14 protein-coding genes are annotated in these 16,135 nt (G+C 64.3%); 5 read left to right on the forward strand and 9 right to left on the reverse strand.

Going from position 1 to position 16,135, the window contains the following annotated elements:
• Positions 1-17 precede the first annotated feature (17 nt).
• Genes NKJ04_RS01805 through NKJ04_RS01815 form a run of 3 tightly spaced genes read left to right on the forward strand, consistent with a single transcriptional unit; the run spans position 18 to position 3,714 of the window.
• Positions 18-1,367, forward strand: a complete 1,350-nt coding sequence (locus NKJ04_RS01805) for an aminotransferase class III-fold pyridoxal phosphate-dependent enzyme (RefSeq protein WP_352673113.1) — start codon at positions 18-20, stop codon at positions 1,365-1,367.
• 35 nt (positions 1,368-1,402) lie between these two features.
• On the forward strand, positions 1,403-2,695 hold the full coding sequence (locus NKJ04_RS01810; RefSeq protein ID WP_352673218.1) for an aminotransferase class III-fold pyridoxal phosphate-dependent enzyme: 1,293 nt from the start codon (positions 1,403-1,405) through the stop codon (positions 2,693-2,695).
• Positions 2,692-3,714, forward strand: a complete 1,023-nt coding sequence (locus tag NKJ04_RS01815) for a phosphotransferase enzyme family protein (RefSeq protein WP_023810841.1) — start codon at positions 2,692-2,694, stop codon at positions 3,712-3,714. Before NKJ04_RS01810 ends, NKJ04_RS01815 begins: the two co-directional genes overlap by 4 nt.
• Before the next feature lie 30 nt (positions 3,715-3,744).
• Here the strand turns inward: NKJ04_RS01815 and hpaH are convergent, their stop codons facing one another.
• The 5 genes from hpaH to NKJ04_RS01840 are packed head-to-tail and all read right to left on the reverse strand — an operon-like array spanning position 3,745 to position 8,354.
• Complete coding sequence (gene hpaH, locus NKJ04_RS01820; protein WP_023810842.1) at positions 3,745-4,551, reverse strand: 2-oxo-hept-4-ene-1,7-dioate hydratase; 807 nt, start codon at positions 4,549-4,551, stop codon at positions 3,745-3,747.
• Entirely contained in the window at positions 4,548-5,423 is an 876-nt protein-coding gene (locus NKJ04_RS01825) for a fumarylacetoacetate hydrolase family protein (RefSeq protein WP_023810843.1), read from the reverse strand. The genes hpaH and NKJ04_RS01825 overlap by 4 nt, the downstream gene beginning before the upstream one ends.
• Before the next feature lie 20 nt (positions 5,424-5,443).
• Positions 5,444-6,424 carry a 3,4-dihydroxyphenylacetate 2,3-dioxygenase gene (gene hpaD, locus NKJ04_RS01830; RefSeq protein WP_023810844.1) on the reverse strand — a complete coding sequence of 327 codons (981 nt, stop codon included), beginning with the start codon at positions 6,422-6,424 and terminating at the stop codon, positions 5,444-5,446.
• Positions 6,425-6,438: 14 nt separating this feature from the next.
• Positions 6,439-7,956: a 5-carboxymethyl-2-hydroxymuconate semialdehyde dehydrogenase gene (gene hpaE / locus NKJ04_RS01835; protein WP_023810845.1), complete on the reverse strand. Its 1,518-nt coding sequence runs from the start codon at positions 7,954-7,956 to the stop codon at positions 6,439-6,441.
• Between the two features lie 11 nt (positions 7,957-7,967).
• A complete protein-coding gene (locus tag NKJ04_RS01840; RefSeq protein WP_023810846.1) occupies positions 7,968-8,354 on the reverse strand; it encodes a 5-carboxymethyl-2-hydroxymuconate Delta-isomerase in 387 nt (128 codons plus the stop codon).
• A 214-nt stretch (positions 8,355-8,568) separates the two neighbouring features.
• Here NKJ04_RS01840 and hpaR point away from each other — a divergent pair, with 214 nt between their 5' ends.
• Positions 8,569-8,964, forward strand: a complete 396-nt coding sequence (hpaR, locus tag NKJ04_RS01845; protein WP_127276380.1) for a homoprotocatechuate degradation operon regulator HpaR — start codon at positions 8,569-8,571, stop codon at positions 8,962-8,964.
• 88 nt (positions 8,965-9,052) lie between these two features.
• Here the strand turns inward: hpaR and NKJ04_RS01850 are convergent, their stop codons facing one another.
• From NKJ04_RS01850 to NKJ04_RS01865, 4 genes are all read right to left on the reverse strand, one after another.
• The gene (locus NKJ04_RS01850; protein ID WP_031213091.1) at positions 9,053-10,183 is read right to left on the reverse strand and encodes a glycine cleavage T C-terminal barrel domain-containing protein; all 1,131 of its coding nucleotides are present in this window, start codon (positions 10,181-10,183) and stop codon (positions 9,053-9,055) included.
• A 52-nt stretch (positions 10,184-10,235) separates the two neighbouring features.
• Positions 10,236-11,012, reverse strand: a complete 777-nt coding sequence (locus NKJ04_RS01855) for an ABC transporter substrate-binding protein (RefSeq protein ID WP_031213093.1) — start codon at positions 11,010-11,012, stop codon at positions 10,236-10,238.
• Between the two features lie 124 nt (positions 11,013-11,136).
• On the reverse strand, positions 11,137-12,879 hold the full coding sequence (locus NKJ04_RS01860; RefSeq protein ID WP_023810849.1) for a hydantoinase B/oxoprolinase family protein: 1,743 nt from the start codon (positions 12,877-12,879) through the stop codon (positions 11,137-11,139).
• A gap of 16 nt (positions 12,880-12,895) precedes the next feature.
• The gene (locus NKJ04_RS01865) at positions 12,896-14,980 is read right to left on the reverse strand and encodes a hydantoinase/oxoprolinase family protein (protein ID WP_023810850.1); all 2,085 of its coding nucleotides are present in this window, start codon (positions 14,978-14,980) and stop codon (positions 12,896-12,898) included.
• 220 nt (positions 14,981-15,200) lie between these two features.
• Here NKJ04_RS01865 and NKJ04_RS01870 point away from each other — a divergent pair, with 220 nt between their 5' ends.
• Positions 15,201-16,028: a ferredoxin--NADP reductase gene (locus NKJ04_RS01870; RefSeq protein WP_023810851.1), complete on the forward strand. Its 828-nt coding sequence runs from the start codon at positions 15,201-15,203 to the stop codon at positions 16,026-16,028.
• Positions 16,029-16,135 lie beyond the last annotated feature (107 nt).

Below are 16,135 nucleotides of genomic sequence, written 5' to 3' on the forward strand. Positions count from 1 at the left end.
TTTTGCGGAGCCCTTTCATGCGCGACATCAATTTCCTCACCGAGACCAACGCCAAGCCGATCTGGCACCCAATGGCGCATCCGGCCGAGATGCGGGCCAACCCGCCAAAGGTGATCATGAAGGGCGAGGGCGTGATGGTCACCGACATCGCCGGCAACACGGTGCTCGATGCCGTCGGCGGCCTGTGGAACGTCAATCTCGGCTACAGCTGCGCCCCGATCAAGAAGGCGATCGCCGACCAGCTTGGCGCGCTGCCCTATTATTCCGGTTTTCGCGGCACCTCGACTGGACCGTCGATCGAACTCGCCTACGAACTCTGCGAATGGTTCGAGCCTGAAGGCATGGTGCGGACCTTCTTCACCTCGGGCGGCTCGGATTCGGTCGAAACGGCACTGCGACTGGCCAGGCAATATTGGAAGATCCGCGGCCAGGCCGACCGCACCAAGTTCCTGGCGCTGAAGAAAGGCTACCACGGCACGCATTTCGGCGGCGCGTCGGTTAACGGCAACGCCAATTTCCGTCGCAACTACGAGCCGCTGCTGCCCGGCGTCTTCCACATTCCCGCACCCTGGACCTTCCGCAATCCATTCGACGAGACCGATCCCGCGCGGTTGGCGAGGCTCTGCGCCAAGGCGCTGGAGGACGAGATCGCCTTCCAGGGCGGCGACACCATCGCCGCTTTCATCATGGAGCCGGTTCTCGGCGCCGGCGGCGTCATCGTTCCGCATGAGAGCTTCATGCCGCTGGTGCGCGAAATCTGCGACCGCCACGAGATCCTGCTGATCGCCGACGAGGTGGTGACGGGCTTCGGCCGCACCGGCGCATGGTCGGGTTCGCGTCTGTCCGGCGTGAAGCCGGACTTCATGACCATCGCCAAGGCGATCACGTCAGGTTATTTCCCGCTCGGCGCGACCTTGATCGGCGGAAAAGTCGCCGATGTCTTCGAGGCCGACAAGACCAGTTTTGGTGCGATCGGCCACGGCTATACCTATTCCGGCCACCCGGTCGGCTGCGCCGCGGGTCTGGCGGCGCTTGCCGAGACCAAACGGCTTCGCCTGAACGAGAACGCGGCGGCACGGGGCGTCGAACTCGCGGCCGCGCTGGAGGAGCTGAAGGCCAGGCATGCGATCGTCGGCGATGTCAGGTACAAGGGCTTGATGGCGGCGCTGGAGTTGGTCTCGGACCGCACGACGAAAAAGCCGGCCGACAAGAAGACCATGGCCGTGGTTTCGGAGGCCGCCTATGAGGCCGGCGTCATGCTGCGCGTGTCGGGCAACGCCATCATCCTGTCGCCGCCGCTCATCATCACCGCCGCCGACGTGACGAAGATCGGTGAGGCGCTGGATGCCGGCCTGTCGAAGGTCTGACGGTTTAGTGGATGGAACGGAGTTTCGAGATGCAAATGGCTCAATCGCAGGAAGCTCTGGTTAGCCGGCGTTCCCGCCTGCTCGGGGGGAAATCGCAATTGTTCTATGATGAGCCCGTGCACCTGGTGCGCGGTGAAGGCGTCTGGCTCTACGAAGCCGACGGCCGCAAATATCTGGACGCCTACAACAATGTCGCGCATGTCGGCCACTGCCACCCGCATGTGGTCGAGGCCCTTTGCCGGCAGGCAAGCCTGCTCAACACACACACGCGCTACCTGCACACCGCCATCCTCGACTATGTCGAGCGGCTGACCGCGACCTTCGATGCCAGCCTGTCGACCGCCATCCTGACCTGCACCGGCAGCGAGGCCAACGACATCGCGCTGCGCATGGCGCAGGCCGCGACCGGCCGCATGGGCATCATCGCCACCGACGCCACCTACCATGGCAACACCACGGCGGTTTCGCAGCTCAGCACCCGCATGCCGCCGGTCGGAGGCCGCGCCCGCAACGTCAGGCTGGTGCCGGCGCCCGACAGCTATCGCCAGCCGGATGCGATGGCCAACAGCAAAGCCTTTGGCGACGCGGTGCGCGAAGCCATCGCGTCGCTGGAAGAGAACGGCATCGGCCTGTCCGGCATCATCCTCTGCCCGCTGCTCGCCAATGAAGGCTTTCCGACGCTACCCAGCGGCTTCTTCGACGGTGCCATGCGCGCGGTGCGCGACGCCGGAGGACTGGTCATCGCCGACGAGGTGCAGCCCGGTTTCGGCCGAACCGGCAGCCATTTCTGGGGCCACCAGCGCGCCGGCTTCGTTCCCGACATCGTCACCATGGGCAAGCCGATGGGCAACGGCCATCCGGTCGCCGCCGTGGTCACCACCAAGGACACATTGGCGACCTTCCGCAACGCTTTCCGTTACTTCAACACCTTTGGCGGCAATCCGGTTTCCTGCGCGGTGGCCAATGCCGTCCTCGACGTCATCGAGCAGGACGATCTCGTCGCCAACGCACGCGATGTCGGCGCCTATGCGCTCGGTCTGCTGCGCCCGCTGGCCGAGCGCCATGAATGCATCGGCGAGGTCAGGGGCGCCGGCCTGTTCTTCGGCGCCGAACTGGTTCACGACCGCGAGACGCGCGAGCCGGCGCCCGACATTGCCGAGCAGGCCGCCAACCGCATGCGCCATCGCGGAGTGCTGATGGGCAAGACTGGTATCCACGGCAATGTGCTGAAGATCCGCCCGCCAATGCCGTTTTCACGCGACAATGCCGACGTCCTGATCGGGCTGCTTGACGAGGTGCTTGGTGAAGTCGGCGGAGTGAAGGCGTGAGCGCTGTTTCCGCGCAGTCCGAGCCCGAGACGGCAGCCGATGTCACGGCGCTTGCCAGGCGCGCGCTCACCCATTGGGGCATTGATGAGGGTGAGCCGGAGCTGCTGAAATTCCGCGAGAACGCGGTGTTTCGCGTCATCTTGCCAACAGGCCAGCCGGCCGCCATGCGCATTCATCGGCTTGGCTATCACACGGACGCCGCCCTGCGCTCGGAACTGCAATGGATGGGCTTTCTGCAATCGGCCGGCATCGCCACACCCTCGCCGGTCGCCACGCCGGCCGGCGATCTGTTCGTGCTTGTCAGCGCCAACGCCTCAGTGCAACCCCGTCAAGTCGATTGCTTGAGCTGGCTGGAAGGCCGCGCCGTCGGCGCGCGAGGCGTGCCGCTGGATTTTACGCCCGAGCAGGCAAGACAGGTCTTTACCGCGATGGGGCGAACCATCGCCCACATGCACAATGTCACGTCTGCCTGGACGCCGCCCGCCGGCTTTGCCCGCCATGCCTGGGATTTCGACGGCTTCTTCGGTGCGAACCCGATTTGGGGCCGTTTCGAGACCTCGCCCTTCCTCGACGGCCCTCGTCGCGAGCTGATTTTCCAGGCGCGGGAAAAGGCCGTGGAGGCGCTGTCGGAGCATGAACGCAGCGCCCGCAATTTCGGCATCATCCACGCCGACCTGGTGCGCGAGAATGTGCTCGTCCATGACGGCGCGATCCGCATCATCGACTTCGACGATTGCGGCCATGGCTGGCACATGTACGACCTTGCCGTCGCGCTGTACCAGAACCGCGAGGAGGCGATCTATCCGCTGATCGAGGCCGCTCTGCTCGACGGCTATCGGCAGGAGCGGGAGCTGACGGCGCGCGACATCGCCGCGCTGCCGCTGTTTTCGGCTCTGCGCGCCTTCGCCTTTCTTGGCTGGGTGCAGAGCCGCGTCGAAGGCGACATCACCAGGGATGTCGGCATGCGCATGTCGGCCATCGCAGCCGATGTGGTGGTTGCCTATCTGCGTGGCGAATAGAGGCTGCCGTGCGGGTTGGCGGCGGAACCGTCAGCCCTTCGCGAAGTGAATGCTGACCGTGCCCGAACTGCCGAAATCGGCGACGATTGTGTCGCCGGGCCGCGCCTCGACCGGGCGCACGAAAGAGCCTGACAGCACCACCTCGCCGGCCGCGATCGACATGCCGTAGCGGGCGAGCCTGTCGGCCAGCCAGGCAATGCCCATCGCCGGATGGTTGAGCACGCCGGCGCCGAGCCCGGTTTCCTCGACCTCGGCATTGCGCGAAACGATGGCGCCGATCCAGCGCATGTCGGCCTCATCAGGCCGCTGCGGCCGGCCGCCGATGACGATGCCGGCATTGGCGGCATTGTCGGAAATCGTGTCGAAGAAGGTGCGTGCCTTCTTCGTCTCGGCATTGATGCGTTCGATGCGCGTGTCGAGGATTTCCAGCGACGGGGTGATGTAGTCGGTGGCGTTGAGCACATCGGAGATGGTCACGCCGGGGCCTTTCAGCGGCGCCTTCATGACGAAGGCGATCTCGGCCTCGACGCGAGGCTGGATGAAGCGGCCGGCCGGCACCGTCGCGCCGTCATTGAAGAACATGTCGTCGAACAGCACGCCCGAATCCGGCGTGTCGATGGCAAGAGCGTACTGCATCGCCTTGGAGGTTAGCCCGATCTTCCAGCCCTTCGGCTTCAGCCCGGCATCGATCTTGCGCGTCACCAGCGCCGCTTGCACGCGGTAGGCGTCCTCCATCGTCGCATCGGGAAAATCGAGGCTGAGCAGACGGATCTGGCGGCGCGACCGCTCGGCCTCGAACAGCCGTGCCGCGGCGTCTTCCACTTGCTCCGGGGTCATTGCGCTGCCCCGTCGACGACACCGTTTCTGAGCACGCCGATGCCATCGGCCTCCACCTCGATCACATCGCCGGGCTTCAGCCAGATCGGCGGATCGAAGCGGGCGCCGGCACCCGTCGGCGTGCCGGTGACGATGATATCGCCCGGCACCAGCGTCGTGAAGGTCGAGATGTAATTGATGATCTTGCGGAACGGGAAGATCATCCGGCTGGTGCGATCCTGCTGGCGCAGCTCGCCATTGACGCGGGTGGTCAGCGCAATGTCGGCAATCTGCGCCTCGTCGGTGAACGGCACCAGCCAGGGGCCGATCGAACCCGTGCGGTCGAAATTCTTGCCTTGCGTGACGTTGAACTTGGCATGGCGCACCCAGTCGCGGATGGTGCCCTCGTTGCACAGCGACAGCGCCGCAATATGGCCGAGCGCGTCGGCTTCCGCGATGCGCCGGCCTGCCTTGCCGATGACGATGACGATTTCGCCCTCATAGTCGAGCTGGGGTGATTCCGGCGGCCGCACCAGCGGCGCGCCATGGCCGACGAATGAACGGGGAAAGCGGATGAACAGCGACGGGTTGGAGGGCGCAGCCTGGCCGTCCTTGTACTCCTCGTTGCGGTCCGAATAGTTGACGCCAACGCAGATGATCTTTTCCGGCGACGGGATCGGGATTTCGTAGGCGATGGCGCCGAGCGGGAAATCGGCGGCGAAGGCCTCAGCCCCTTCCGCCAGCCGGCGCAAGGCGCCGGCCTCGATCACTTCGCGCAGCGTCGGCCACTGTCTGTGGCGCGCCGACAGGTCGACGACGCCCTTGCCCGTGATCGCGCCATAGCGCGCCTTGCCGCCGACGGTGAAGGTGGCGAGCCGCCCATGTCCAGTCATCCGGGTCTCCTCGTCCATCGTCACGGCGCAATGATCGGCGAAGCCGCCAAATCCGGCTGGCGCACCGCAGCTCCGGCAAATACACTACCCTCCTCGAACCAGCTTTTCGGCGCCGGCGCGCCCCACAGCGTCTGGCGCTGCGGGTCCTTGAGGTCCCATTTGATCGGCTCGAGGTCCGGATCGACCGTCTGGTAGTCCGAACAGTAGATCTCGATGCGGTGGTTGTCCGGGTCTCTGACATAGAGGAAGAAGGCATTGGAAATGCCGTGCCGGCCGGGGCCGCGTTCGATGTTCGGCAAATAGCCCGTCGTTGCCATCAGATCGAGCAGGTCGATGATGTTGAGCGGCGTCGGCACCCAGAAGGCGACGTGGTGCAGGCGCGGGCCGATGCCGTTGGTGAAGGCGATGTCGTGCACGCCGCCCTTGCGGTGCGTCCACGCCGCCCACAGTCTTCCGCTGCTGGCGTCCTCGGTATACTCGGTCACCCGGAAGCCGAGCTCGTTGTAGAAGGCGACGGACTCGTCGACATTGGGCGAGAAGCAGTTGAAGTGGTCGATGCGCAGCGGCTTCACGCCCTTGTACAGCGCGTATTTCTGGTGGATCGGCGGCAGCCGCTCCATCTCAGCGTAGAATTCGAGCGGAATGCCGTGCGGATCGCGGGTGCGGAAGGTTCGCGACTGGTAGGGTCGCTCGACCCATTTCACCGGCAGGCCTTTTCCCTTGAAGAAATGCACCGCTTTGTCGAGATCCTCGTCCGAGAAGACCTTGAAGCCGAGGTCGCGGGCTTCGGCCGTGGCCCCCTTCTTCAGCACGATACAATGGTGCCCGCGCTCCTCCAGCGCCCTGAGATAGATGGTGTCCGAAGTCTCGTCGGTGACCTGGAGGCCGAGCGTATCGACATAGAACGCACGGGATTTGGCGAGGTCGGTGACGGCCAGCTCGACATGGCTGAGGCGCACGATGTTGAAGGCGGGATAGAGATTGGGCTTGGGCAAGGGCATCTGATTTCCTCCGGTCAGCCGCCGAGTTTCTGGATCGCGTGCGCGGTCGTCGCGAAGGCTACGTTCTTCGTCTCCATGTAGAAGTCGAAGGAATGGTCCCCGCCGTCGCGGCCGATGCCGGAACTCTTGACGCCGCCGAACGGTGTCGGCAAATGGCGCACATTCTCCGAGTTGACCCAGATCATGCCGGCATCCAACGCATCGGTGAAGCGGAAGGCGCGGGTGACGTCGGACGTCCAGAGATAACCGGTCAGACCGTATTGGGTGTCGTTGGCCAGCGCGAGCGCTTCAGCCTCGTCCTTGAAGGGAATAGCGCTCAGCACCGGCCCGAAAATCTCCTCCTGCGCGATACGCATGCCGTTGGAGACGTTGGTGAACAGGGTCGGGCCGACATAACAGCCGCCGCCCGGCCCATCGACCTTGCCGCCGCCGACGGCGAGCGTGGCCCCCTCCGACCTGCCGATCTCGATATAGGACAGCACCTTCTTTTCATGCACCGGATGGATCAGCGGCCCGACCACCGTTTTCGGATCGAGCGGGTGGCCGACGACGATGCGCTTCGCCCTCTCCGCGACTTTGGCGGTGAAGCTCTCATAGACCGAGGCTTCAACCAGCAGCCGCGACGACGAGGTGCAGCGTTCGCCATTCAGCGAATAGATCATGAATACGACGGCGTCGGCGGCGCGTTCGAGATCGGCGTCGGCAAAGACGATCACCGGGTTCTTGCCGCCAAGCTCGAAATGCACGCGCTTCAACGTGTCGGCGCCTTGTTTCATGATCATCGAGCCGGTGCGGCTTTCGCCGACAAAGCCGATCGCCTTGATGTCGGGATGCTCGGTCAACGCCTTGCCGGCATCTTCACCCAGGCCGTTGACCAGGTTCCAGACACCCTTCGGCAGGCCAGCCTCCTCGGCGATCTCGACGAGCAGGCGGGCGGTCAGCGGCGAAAATTCAGCCGGCTTATGAACCACGGTGCAACCGGCCGCCAGCGCTGGTGCGATCTTCCAGGTCGACAGCATGAACGGCGTGTTCCACGGCGTGATGATGCCGACCGGGCCGATTGGTACCCGCGTGGTGAGGTTGACCTGGCCCGTGGTCCGCAGCGTCTCGCCGTCGCGCGCTTCGGGCGCACGGTCGGCGAAGAAGCGGAAATTCTCGGCACCCCGCAACGCCGCCTTGGCCATAAATTTCAGCGCCTGGCCGGTATCCATGCATTCGACGAAGGCGATCTCCTCGGCACGCGCCTCGATCGCGTCGGCGATTCTGTGCAGCAGCTTCTTGCGTGCCTCGCCAGGCATGGCGGCCCAGGCCGGGAAAGCCGCCTTCGCCGCCCTGGCGGCGCGGTCGATGTCGGCAGCCCCGCCGCGCGCGACGCTTGCCAGCGGCTTCAGGTCGACCGGCGACAGCGTTTCGAACGTCGTGCCGTCGAGCGCCGGCACCGCCTCGCCGCCGATCTGGTTCAACACGCCATCGTGCTTGAAGCGGGCCAGATAGGCCTCGGCCTTATTCAGATTGCCTTGCAGGTCGGACATGTCGGGTTCCGTCACTTGCCGCGCAGTCGCGGGTGGATTGCGTTTCTCTTCCAGCTGAGCACCGGGTCGATTTCCCGGATTTCGAGCGACAGGGCGAAATGCGGGGTCTCGAACAGCGTGCCAAGGTATTCGCTCACCGCCGCGAAGACAGCCTCGCCAGTCCGCTTCTTGTCGTCGGCGCTGCGGCCGGTGCCGATGCGAAACGACATGTCGAGAAAGGCGTTTTCCGGCAGCCTGTCGGCCATCGCGTAGGCCTCGGCGCGAAACGCCCGCACCCGCACGGCGCCGGTTTCGAACAGCCCGGTGTCCAGCACTGTGCGCAACACCAGAGCGCACAATTCGCCCATATCGACCTTGGCATCGAGATTGGCCGAATACTCGATGGAGAAGTGAGGCACGGCGTTTCGTTCCCTGGGTTATTGCCTTGTTGTAATTAACGCGTTAATTACATGCAGCATGCGCGAAGTCAAGCCTTGCATCGGGCTTGGTGCAACGATACGGGATGGCGGGAACGGGCCCTGGCAGGCGGATTCGGCCGAGGGAGGCCTGTTTCGATCGCAAGCGTGGGAGGCTCTTTTCTTGCTGCCGGAAAATACCCGTCGTTCTCTGCCGATGGCGCTGCTTCATGCCCGCGAAGCGGTGATGGCGCGGTTTCGGCCGATGCTTGCCGCGCATGACGTGACCGAACAGCAATGGCGCGTGCTGCGCGTGCTGAGCGAAGCCGGCCCGGTCGAGGCGACGGAACTCGCCGACCGCGCCTCGGTTTTGCCGCCCAGCCTGACGCGCATCATCAAGGCGCTCGAGGGACGCAAATTCATCACCCGCAACAAGGCCGAAGGCGACGGCCGCCGCGTCGTTCTAACCATTGCGCCCGCGGGTTCCGCCTTGATCGACGCCCTGTCGCCCGAGCGTCGTGTCATTTATGACGACATCGAACAGCGCTTCGGCCACGAAAAGCTCGAGCAGTTGCTCGATTTGCTGGAGACGCTGATCGATGGCGAAAGCTGATCGTTCCGGCTACCGCAGAAGTTTCGACGGTCGCTCGGGTTGACGGACCGCATACCTTGGACAGGCCGAAACACCCGATGGGGGTCAGCTAACCTCGCAACCTCACACCTTCCGGATCGAAGAACGGTATCGGCGCCACGACCGCACGCGTCGGCTGACCACCGATATCAATGTTCAATTCGGTGCCGACAGCCGTGAAGGGCAGCCGCAGATGCGCGGTGGCCAGCACCTTGCCGAGGGAATAGCCGTGGTCGCTGTAGGTGACGATGCCGGCGTCCTCGCCATCGGCCAGAACCTTGGCATCGGTCGCGGCCGGCTTGTCGCCGTCGAGGATCAGTCCGACCCATTGTTCGTCGAGGCCGGTGTCGCGGACCTTGAGAAGCGCCTCGCGGCCGACGAAATCGCCCTTGTCGAACTTGATCCAGCGGTCGAGGCCGACATGGAACGGGGTGCGGCTCTCGTCCATGTCGATGCCGTGCGCCGGGTAGGCCTTTTCCAGGCCCAGCGTGAACATCGCCAGCACGCCATAGGGTTTCAGGCCAAAGTCACGGCCGGTGCGCATCAGCGCGTCCCAGAGCGAGGCCGCCTCGTCGGCCGGCACGAACAATTCGAAGCCGAGTTCGCCGGTCACGCCGGTGCGCGAGATCAGCACCCGCGTGCCGTTGATATGGCCCGACGTGAACGACCAGCGCTTCAGTCCATCCAGATCGGCATCCGCAATCAACGCTTTCAGCAGTTCGCGCGAGCGCGGGCCCTGGATGGTCGGGAAGGCGATGGCCGCCGTGATGTCGGTGACATAGGCCTTGCGGCCCTGGGCGTGATGATGCAGCCAGGGCAGCATCTTCAGGCGGTTGACCGAGCCGGTCACCAGCATGAAGTGCTCCGGGCCCAACCGAAACACGGTGAGGTCGTCCATGATGCCGCCATCGTCGCGACAGACGGTGGAATAGCGCACCTGCCCCGGCTTCATCGCGGCGGCGTCATTGACGATGACATGGTTGACCAGCGCCTCGGCGTCCGGCCCCTTGACGTCCATCTTGCCCATCGTGCTGAGATCCTGCACGCCGACATTTTTGCGGGTGTTCAGGTGCTCGTCGGCAATGTCGGAATAAGTTTTGGCCGAGATGAAATCGCCCCCGACACGACCCATGGTCGCGCCCAGCCCGACGATGCTGCTGTAGAAAGGGGAACGCCGCTCAGCCAAGGAAGTCTCCATCATCCAAGAAAAACGGCAGCGCCAGGCGGCGCTGCCGAAGGTGATTGCGTCAGGATCAGCCGCCGTAGACGTCGAACGAGAAATATTTGTCGTTGATTTCCTTGTATTTTCCGTTGGCGCGCAGCGCGTCGATGGCCGTATTGAGCTTGTCGGCCAGTTCCTTGTTGCCCTTCTGCAGCGCGATGCCGACGCCGGGGCCGTGAATGGCCGGATCGGCCGTCAGAGTGCCGAGCAGCTTGCAGCAGGCGCCGTCGGGCTTCTTCAGCCATTCGGTCAAGATGATCGAGCCGTCCATCATCGCGTCGAGGCGGCCATTGGCCATGTCGGTGCGGGCGTCGTCGCCGGTCGGATAGGCCTTGACGGTGGAGCCTGAATATTTCTGCTCGGCGAATTTCTGGTGGATGGTCGCGGTCTGCACGCCGAGCGCCTTGCCTTTCAGGTCGTCCGGCGAGGTGCCCGCGACGGTTGAGTCCTTCGGTACGGCGATGGCCGGCGGTGTCTGGTAGTATTTGTGGGTGAACTCGACCTTCTCGGCCCGCTCGGGCGTGATGGTGATGTTGATGATGGCGTCGAACTTGCCGGCCTGCAGCGCCGGTATGGAACCATCGAAATCCTGCACGCTGAACTCACACTCGGCCTTCATCTCGGCGCACAGCGCCTTCCCCAAGTCGATGTCGAAGCCACCCAGCGTGCCGTCGGCACTGGCGTAATTGAAGGGCGGATAGGCGCCCTCGGTACCGATCCTGAGTTTTTTGTCCTGGGCGGAGGCGGCGCCCGTGGCAAGGGTGAGAGCGACGGAAGCGGCAAGCACGAAACGACCGGAAAGACGCATGTTCGAGTTCCCCGTTGAAAGCGGGAAGTCTACGGTCTTCCAGGCGTGTGACGGAGACGGAAACGACATGCGCTGCGGCGATCGCGGCGCGGCGGGCGATCCAGGCCAGGCGATCGGTGGTGCGTTACCCGGCGCGCTGCTTGTTGGTCGCCGCCCGGTCGATGGCCAACTCCCCGGCCGAGAGGACAACGCCAAACTTTTCGGTGGCTTCCTCTGATGTGTAGTACCCCAGCGCCACGTCGCGCAGCACCAGATCCGGATCGCGCTGCAGCGGATCGCCGTAGCCGCCGCCGCCCGGCGTGCCGACGCGCACGCGGTCGCCGGCCTTGAGCGCAATGTCCTGCTCCTTCGAAAGGTGCAGCGGCACATGTTCCTCGCCGTTGCGGAAGACGGTCACCGTGTTGACCGCGCCATCCCTGCCGCCGAGTGCGCCCTGTGGGCCGAAACGGCCGTGGTCCATGACGAAGGAGGCCCGGGCGTCACCGCGCAGGATTTCGACCTCATAGGCGAGGCCGAAACCGCCGCGATGCTTGCCAGCGCCGCCCGAACCCTCGCGCAAGGCATAATGGCGGTAGAGCACCGGGAATGCCTGTTCCATGATCTCGACCGGTGGCGACTTCGAGATGCCGATGGTCGAGCAGCCATTGGTCAGCCCGTCATGGCCTGAATTGCCGCCATAGCCGCCGCCGGAGATCTGGTACATCACATAATCGCGGCCGCGCGCCGGGTCGTTGCCGCCAAGAGCGAAATTGCCGCTGGAGCCGGCGGGCGCCGCCGTCACCTTGTCGGGCAGCGCCTGCACCATGGCCGCGAACACCGCCTCGGCGATGCGCTGCGACACTTCGGCGGCGCAGCCCGAGACGGGGCGCGGGTATCTGGCGTCGAGGAAAGTGCCTTCCGGCCGCTTGACTTCAAGCGGTTCGAAGGCACCGGCGCTGATCGGCACATCAGGGAAAATGTGGCGCATGGCGAGATAGACCGAGGACAAAGTCGTCGCCAGCACGCTGTTCATCGGCCCGGCGCAGGGCTTTGACGAGCCGGTGAAATCGAAAGTCAGCGTATTGCCTTTTTTCTCGACGGCGAGCGCGATGGTCAGCGGCTCGTTGACCACCCCGTCGGAATCGACAAACGCCTTGGAATGGTAGGTGCCGTCGGGAATGGCTGAGATGTTGGCGCGCATCTGCTCGGCGGCGCGGCGGCGCAGTTCGGCGATCGCCTCGACAACGGTTTCGTCACCGTAACGATCCAGGATTCCGTTAAGCCGGTCCTGGCCGATCAGCAGTGCGGCGGCCTGGGCCCTGATGTCGCCGATGCGCTGGTCGGCAACGCGGATGTTGGAGCAGATGATGGCGTAGATCTCCGGATCGAGCACGCCCTTCTTGAACAGTTTTACGGGCGGCAGCCGCAGGCCTTCCTGCTCGACCGCGGTCGCGGAGGCCGAAAAACCGCCCGGCACCGAGCCGCCAATGTCTGGCCAGTGGCCGGTGTTGGACAGCCAGCAGAAGATTTTTCCGGCCCGGTAGACCGGCATGGCGAAGCGCACATCCATCAGATGGGTGCCGCCGAGATAGGGGTCGTTGACGATGTAGATGTCACCCGGCTCCGGGGCTAGGCAGCGGCCGTCGGCGATCATCTCGATCACCGTCCTGGTCGAATATTGCATGACGCCGACGAACACCGGCAGGCCTTGGCTTCCCTGCGCGATCAGCGAACCATCGACAGCCGAATAGATGCCGTCGGAGCGGTCGTTGGCTTCGGCGATGACAGGCGAGAAAGCGGCGCGAGAGAACGTAAGGTCCATCTCGTCGCAGACCTGTTGCAGGGCCGCCTGGAGGACCGAAAGGGTGATGGCGTCGAGTTTTGCCATATCAATGTCAGGCATCTCAGGCCTCGCCGATGTCGATGATGATGTTGCCGTCGGCGTCGCAGCGTGCGCGGTCGCCGGGCTCGAGCACGGTGGTGGCGTCCATCTGTTCGAGGATCGCCGGCCCTTCGATTTCAGCGTCAAGCGGCAGTTTTTCGCGTGCATATACCGGCGTATCGTGCCAACGCCCGCCATACCAGACCGGCCGGATTTCGCGCCTTGCCTCATCCAGCGTTGTTGCGCGCCCCGCCGGATCGATCAGCCGCGACAGATCGATCGCCGGACGCACGCCGGTCACCGACGTGTTGAGATTGACGAGGTTGGCGCGGATTTCCGGCAGTTCGACCTTGAAGCGGGCGAAATAGGCCTTTTCGAAAAGCTGCTGCAGTGTTGCCCGCGTCACCGATGAGGACGGCAGCGGCACGTTGATGATGTGGGTCTGGCCGACGAACTGCATGTCGGCGGAGTGGGTAACGCGGATCGTCTCCGGCTTCACCGCTTCCTTGCCGATCAGCTCTTCACCTTCGTTTCGGTGGCGTTCCAATACAGTAGGAAGCTGTTTTTCGTCGAGCACCGCCACCGGCTGGTTGATGGTGTTGACGAAGTCATGGCGCAGGTCGGCGACGACGCAGCCGAGTGCGTTGGTGATGCCCGGACGCGCCGGCACCAGCACCTTGGGCAGGCCGAGTTCGCGCGCCAGGGCGGTCGCATGCAGCGGGCCGGCGCCGCCAAAGGCGAACAGCGCGAAATCACGAGGGTCATGGCCGCGCGACACCGAGACCATGCGGATGGCGCCGGCCATCTTCATGTTGCCGAGCCGCAGCACCGCGCCCGCCGCCTCGACGCCGGACAGGCCGGTCGCCTTGCCGATCTTGTCCTCGAAAATGCTGGTGACGCGCTCTGATGTGACGGGATTTTGGACCGCCAGCAGCTTCTTCGGCGCCAGCCGGCCGAGCACCAGATTGGCGTCGGTAATGGTTGGCTCGAGGCCGCCACGTCCGTAGCAGATCGGGCCGGGATTGGCGCCGGCACTTTCCGGACCGATCTGGATCAGGCCGGCCGCATCGACGCGGGCGATCGAGCCGCCGCCGGCGCCGACCGTGTGCACCGCCACCATCGGCACATGGATCGGCATCGCATATTCGATCTCGATCTCGTTCGAGACTGCCGGCTCGGCATTGCGGATCAGCGCCACGTCGGTCGAGGTGCCGCCCATGTCATAGGTGACGAGGTTTTCGAAGCCGGCGCGTTTTCCGGTATAGGCGGCGGCGATGACGCCGGAGGCCGGGCCGGACATGACCGTCTTGGCCGATTCACGTGTGACGAAGCGGGCCGAGATCATGCCGCCATTGCCGTTCATGATCAGGAAGTCGCGGGCATAGCCTTTTGCGCCCAATTCCTTGCGCAGCCGCTCGACATAGCGCTCGAGGATCGGCTGCACGGAGGCGTTGACCGACGCGGTGACGCCGCGCTCGAACTCGCGCGCCTCCGACAGCAGCGCGTGGCCTGCCGTGATGTAGCCGTTCGGCCAGAGCTCGGCGGCGATTTCGGCGGCGCGCCGCTCATGTGCCGGGTTGGCGTAGGAATGCAGGAAATGGATGACGAGGGATTCGCAACCGGCCGCGATCAGCGTCTGCACGGCGTCGCGCATCTCGGTCTCGTCGAGCGGCGTGCGCACCGCGCCCGATGCTTCGACGCGCTCCGAGACTTCGAGCCTGAGATTGCGCGGAATGATCGGCACGAAGCTGCCGGTCATGCCATAGGCCTGCGGCCGCGTGCGCCGACCCAGTTCGATCACGTCGCGAAAACCGCGCGTGGTGATCATGCCGGTTTTCGCCAGCCGGCGTTCCAGCACCGCATTGGTGGTGGTGGTCGTGCCATGCACGATGAGGTCGATGCTATCGATGGCAAATCCGGTGGCGCCGAGTGCCGAAACGACACCGAAAGCCTGGTTGTCCACCGTGGTCGGCGTCTTGGCCAGATACACCCGGCCGCCGTCGCTTCCGTCGATCAGGAGCAGGTCGGTGAAGGTGCCGCCGACATCGATACCGGCGACGACATTTCCCCGGGAATTGCGCGCTTGCGCCGAAATATTCTCTTCCATCGTCGAAACCCGAAATGCGCGGACTACGGATATGCGCCAGTTTGGAAAGCTGTTTTAAGGGAGCATCTTGACGCAAATATCGTTTGTATACTAATAAATTCCGGACACAAGAGCTTGCCGCTTTGCAGTGTGCGAACAGCCCGCCGGGATCTGAATGGTCCGGGCGTGCAGGTGAAAGTTTGGCGCCCGCGTCCACGGTTGGGCCAGAAGGTTGGATTTGATGAACACCACATCCGCTCTCAACACCGTCGGCGCCCGACCGCTGCAGTTCCCGATTCCGGCCAACGTCTATGCCGAAACCGTCGTCTCGGTGAAGCACTACACCGACCGGCTGTTCTCGTTCCGCATCACCCGTCCGCAGTCGTTGCGCTTCCGCTCCGGCGAGTTCGTCATGATCGGCCTGCCCAATGCCGAGAAGCCGGTGTACCGCGCCTATTCGGTGGCAAGTCCGGCCTGGGACGAAGAGCTGGAATTCTTCTCGATCAAGGTGCCGGACGGCCCGCTGACCTCGGAGCTGCAGAAGATCCAGGTCGGCGACACCGTCATCATGCGCCAGAAGTCGACCGGCACGCTGGTGGTCGACGCGCTGACCCCGGCCAAGCGGCTGTTCATGATCTCGACCGGCACCGGCATCGCGCCTTTCGCCAGCCTGCTGCGCGACCCTGACACCTACGACAAATTCGATCAGCTGGTCCTGACCCATACCTGCCGCGACAATGCGGAACTCACCTACGGCCAGGAGCTGGTCGCGGCGTTGGAAAGCGACCCGCTGATCGGTGAACTGACCACTGGGCGCGTCACGCTCTACAATTCGACGACCCGCGAAGAGTCGGCACGCATGGGCCGCATCACCGCGCTGATCGGCTCCGGCAAGTTCTACAGCGATCTCGGCATCGACAAGCTCAGCCCGGAAACCGACCGCATCATGATCTGCGGCTCGATGCATATGCTGAAGGACGTCAAGGACCTGGCCGAAAGCCTCGGCTTCGAGGAAGGCTCGCTGAGCCATCCAGCGACTTTTGTCGTCGAGCGCGCCTTCGTCGGCTGAGCCGCACCAACATCTCGAAGTCTATGCTTTTGACCGCACGGTCAAAATTGCTGCTTTCGCCGCCTTTTTCGGTTATGACCGCCCGCAGGACTCGTGAAGTACGGCTT

It is taken from the genome of Mesorhizobium sp. M0618 (assembly GCF_040320765.1).
Lineage (GTDB): Bacteria > Pseudomonadota > Alphaproteobacteria > Rhizobiales > Rhizobiaceae > Mesorhizobium.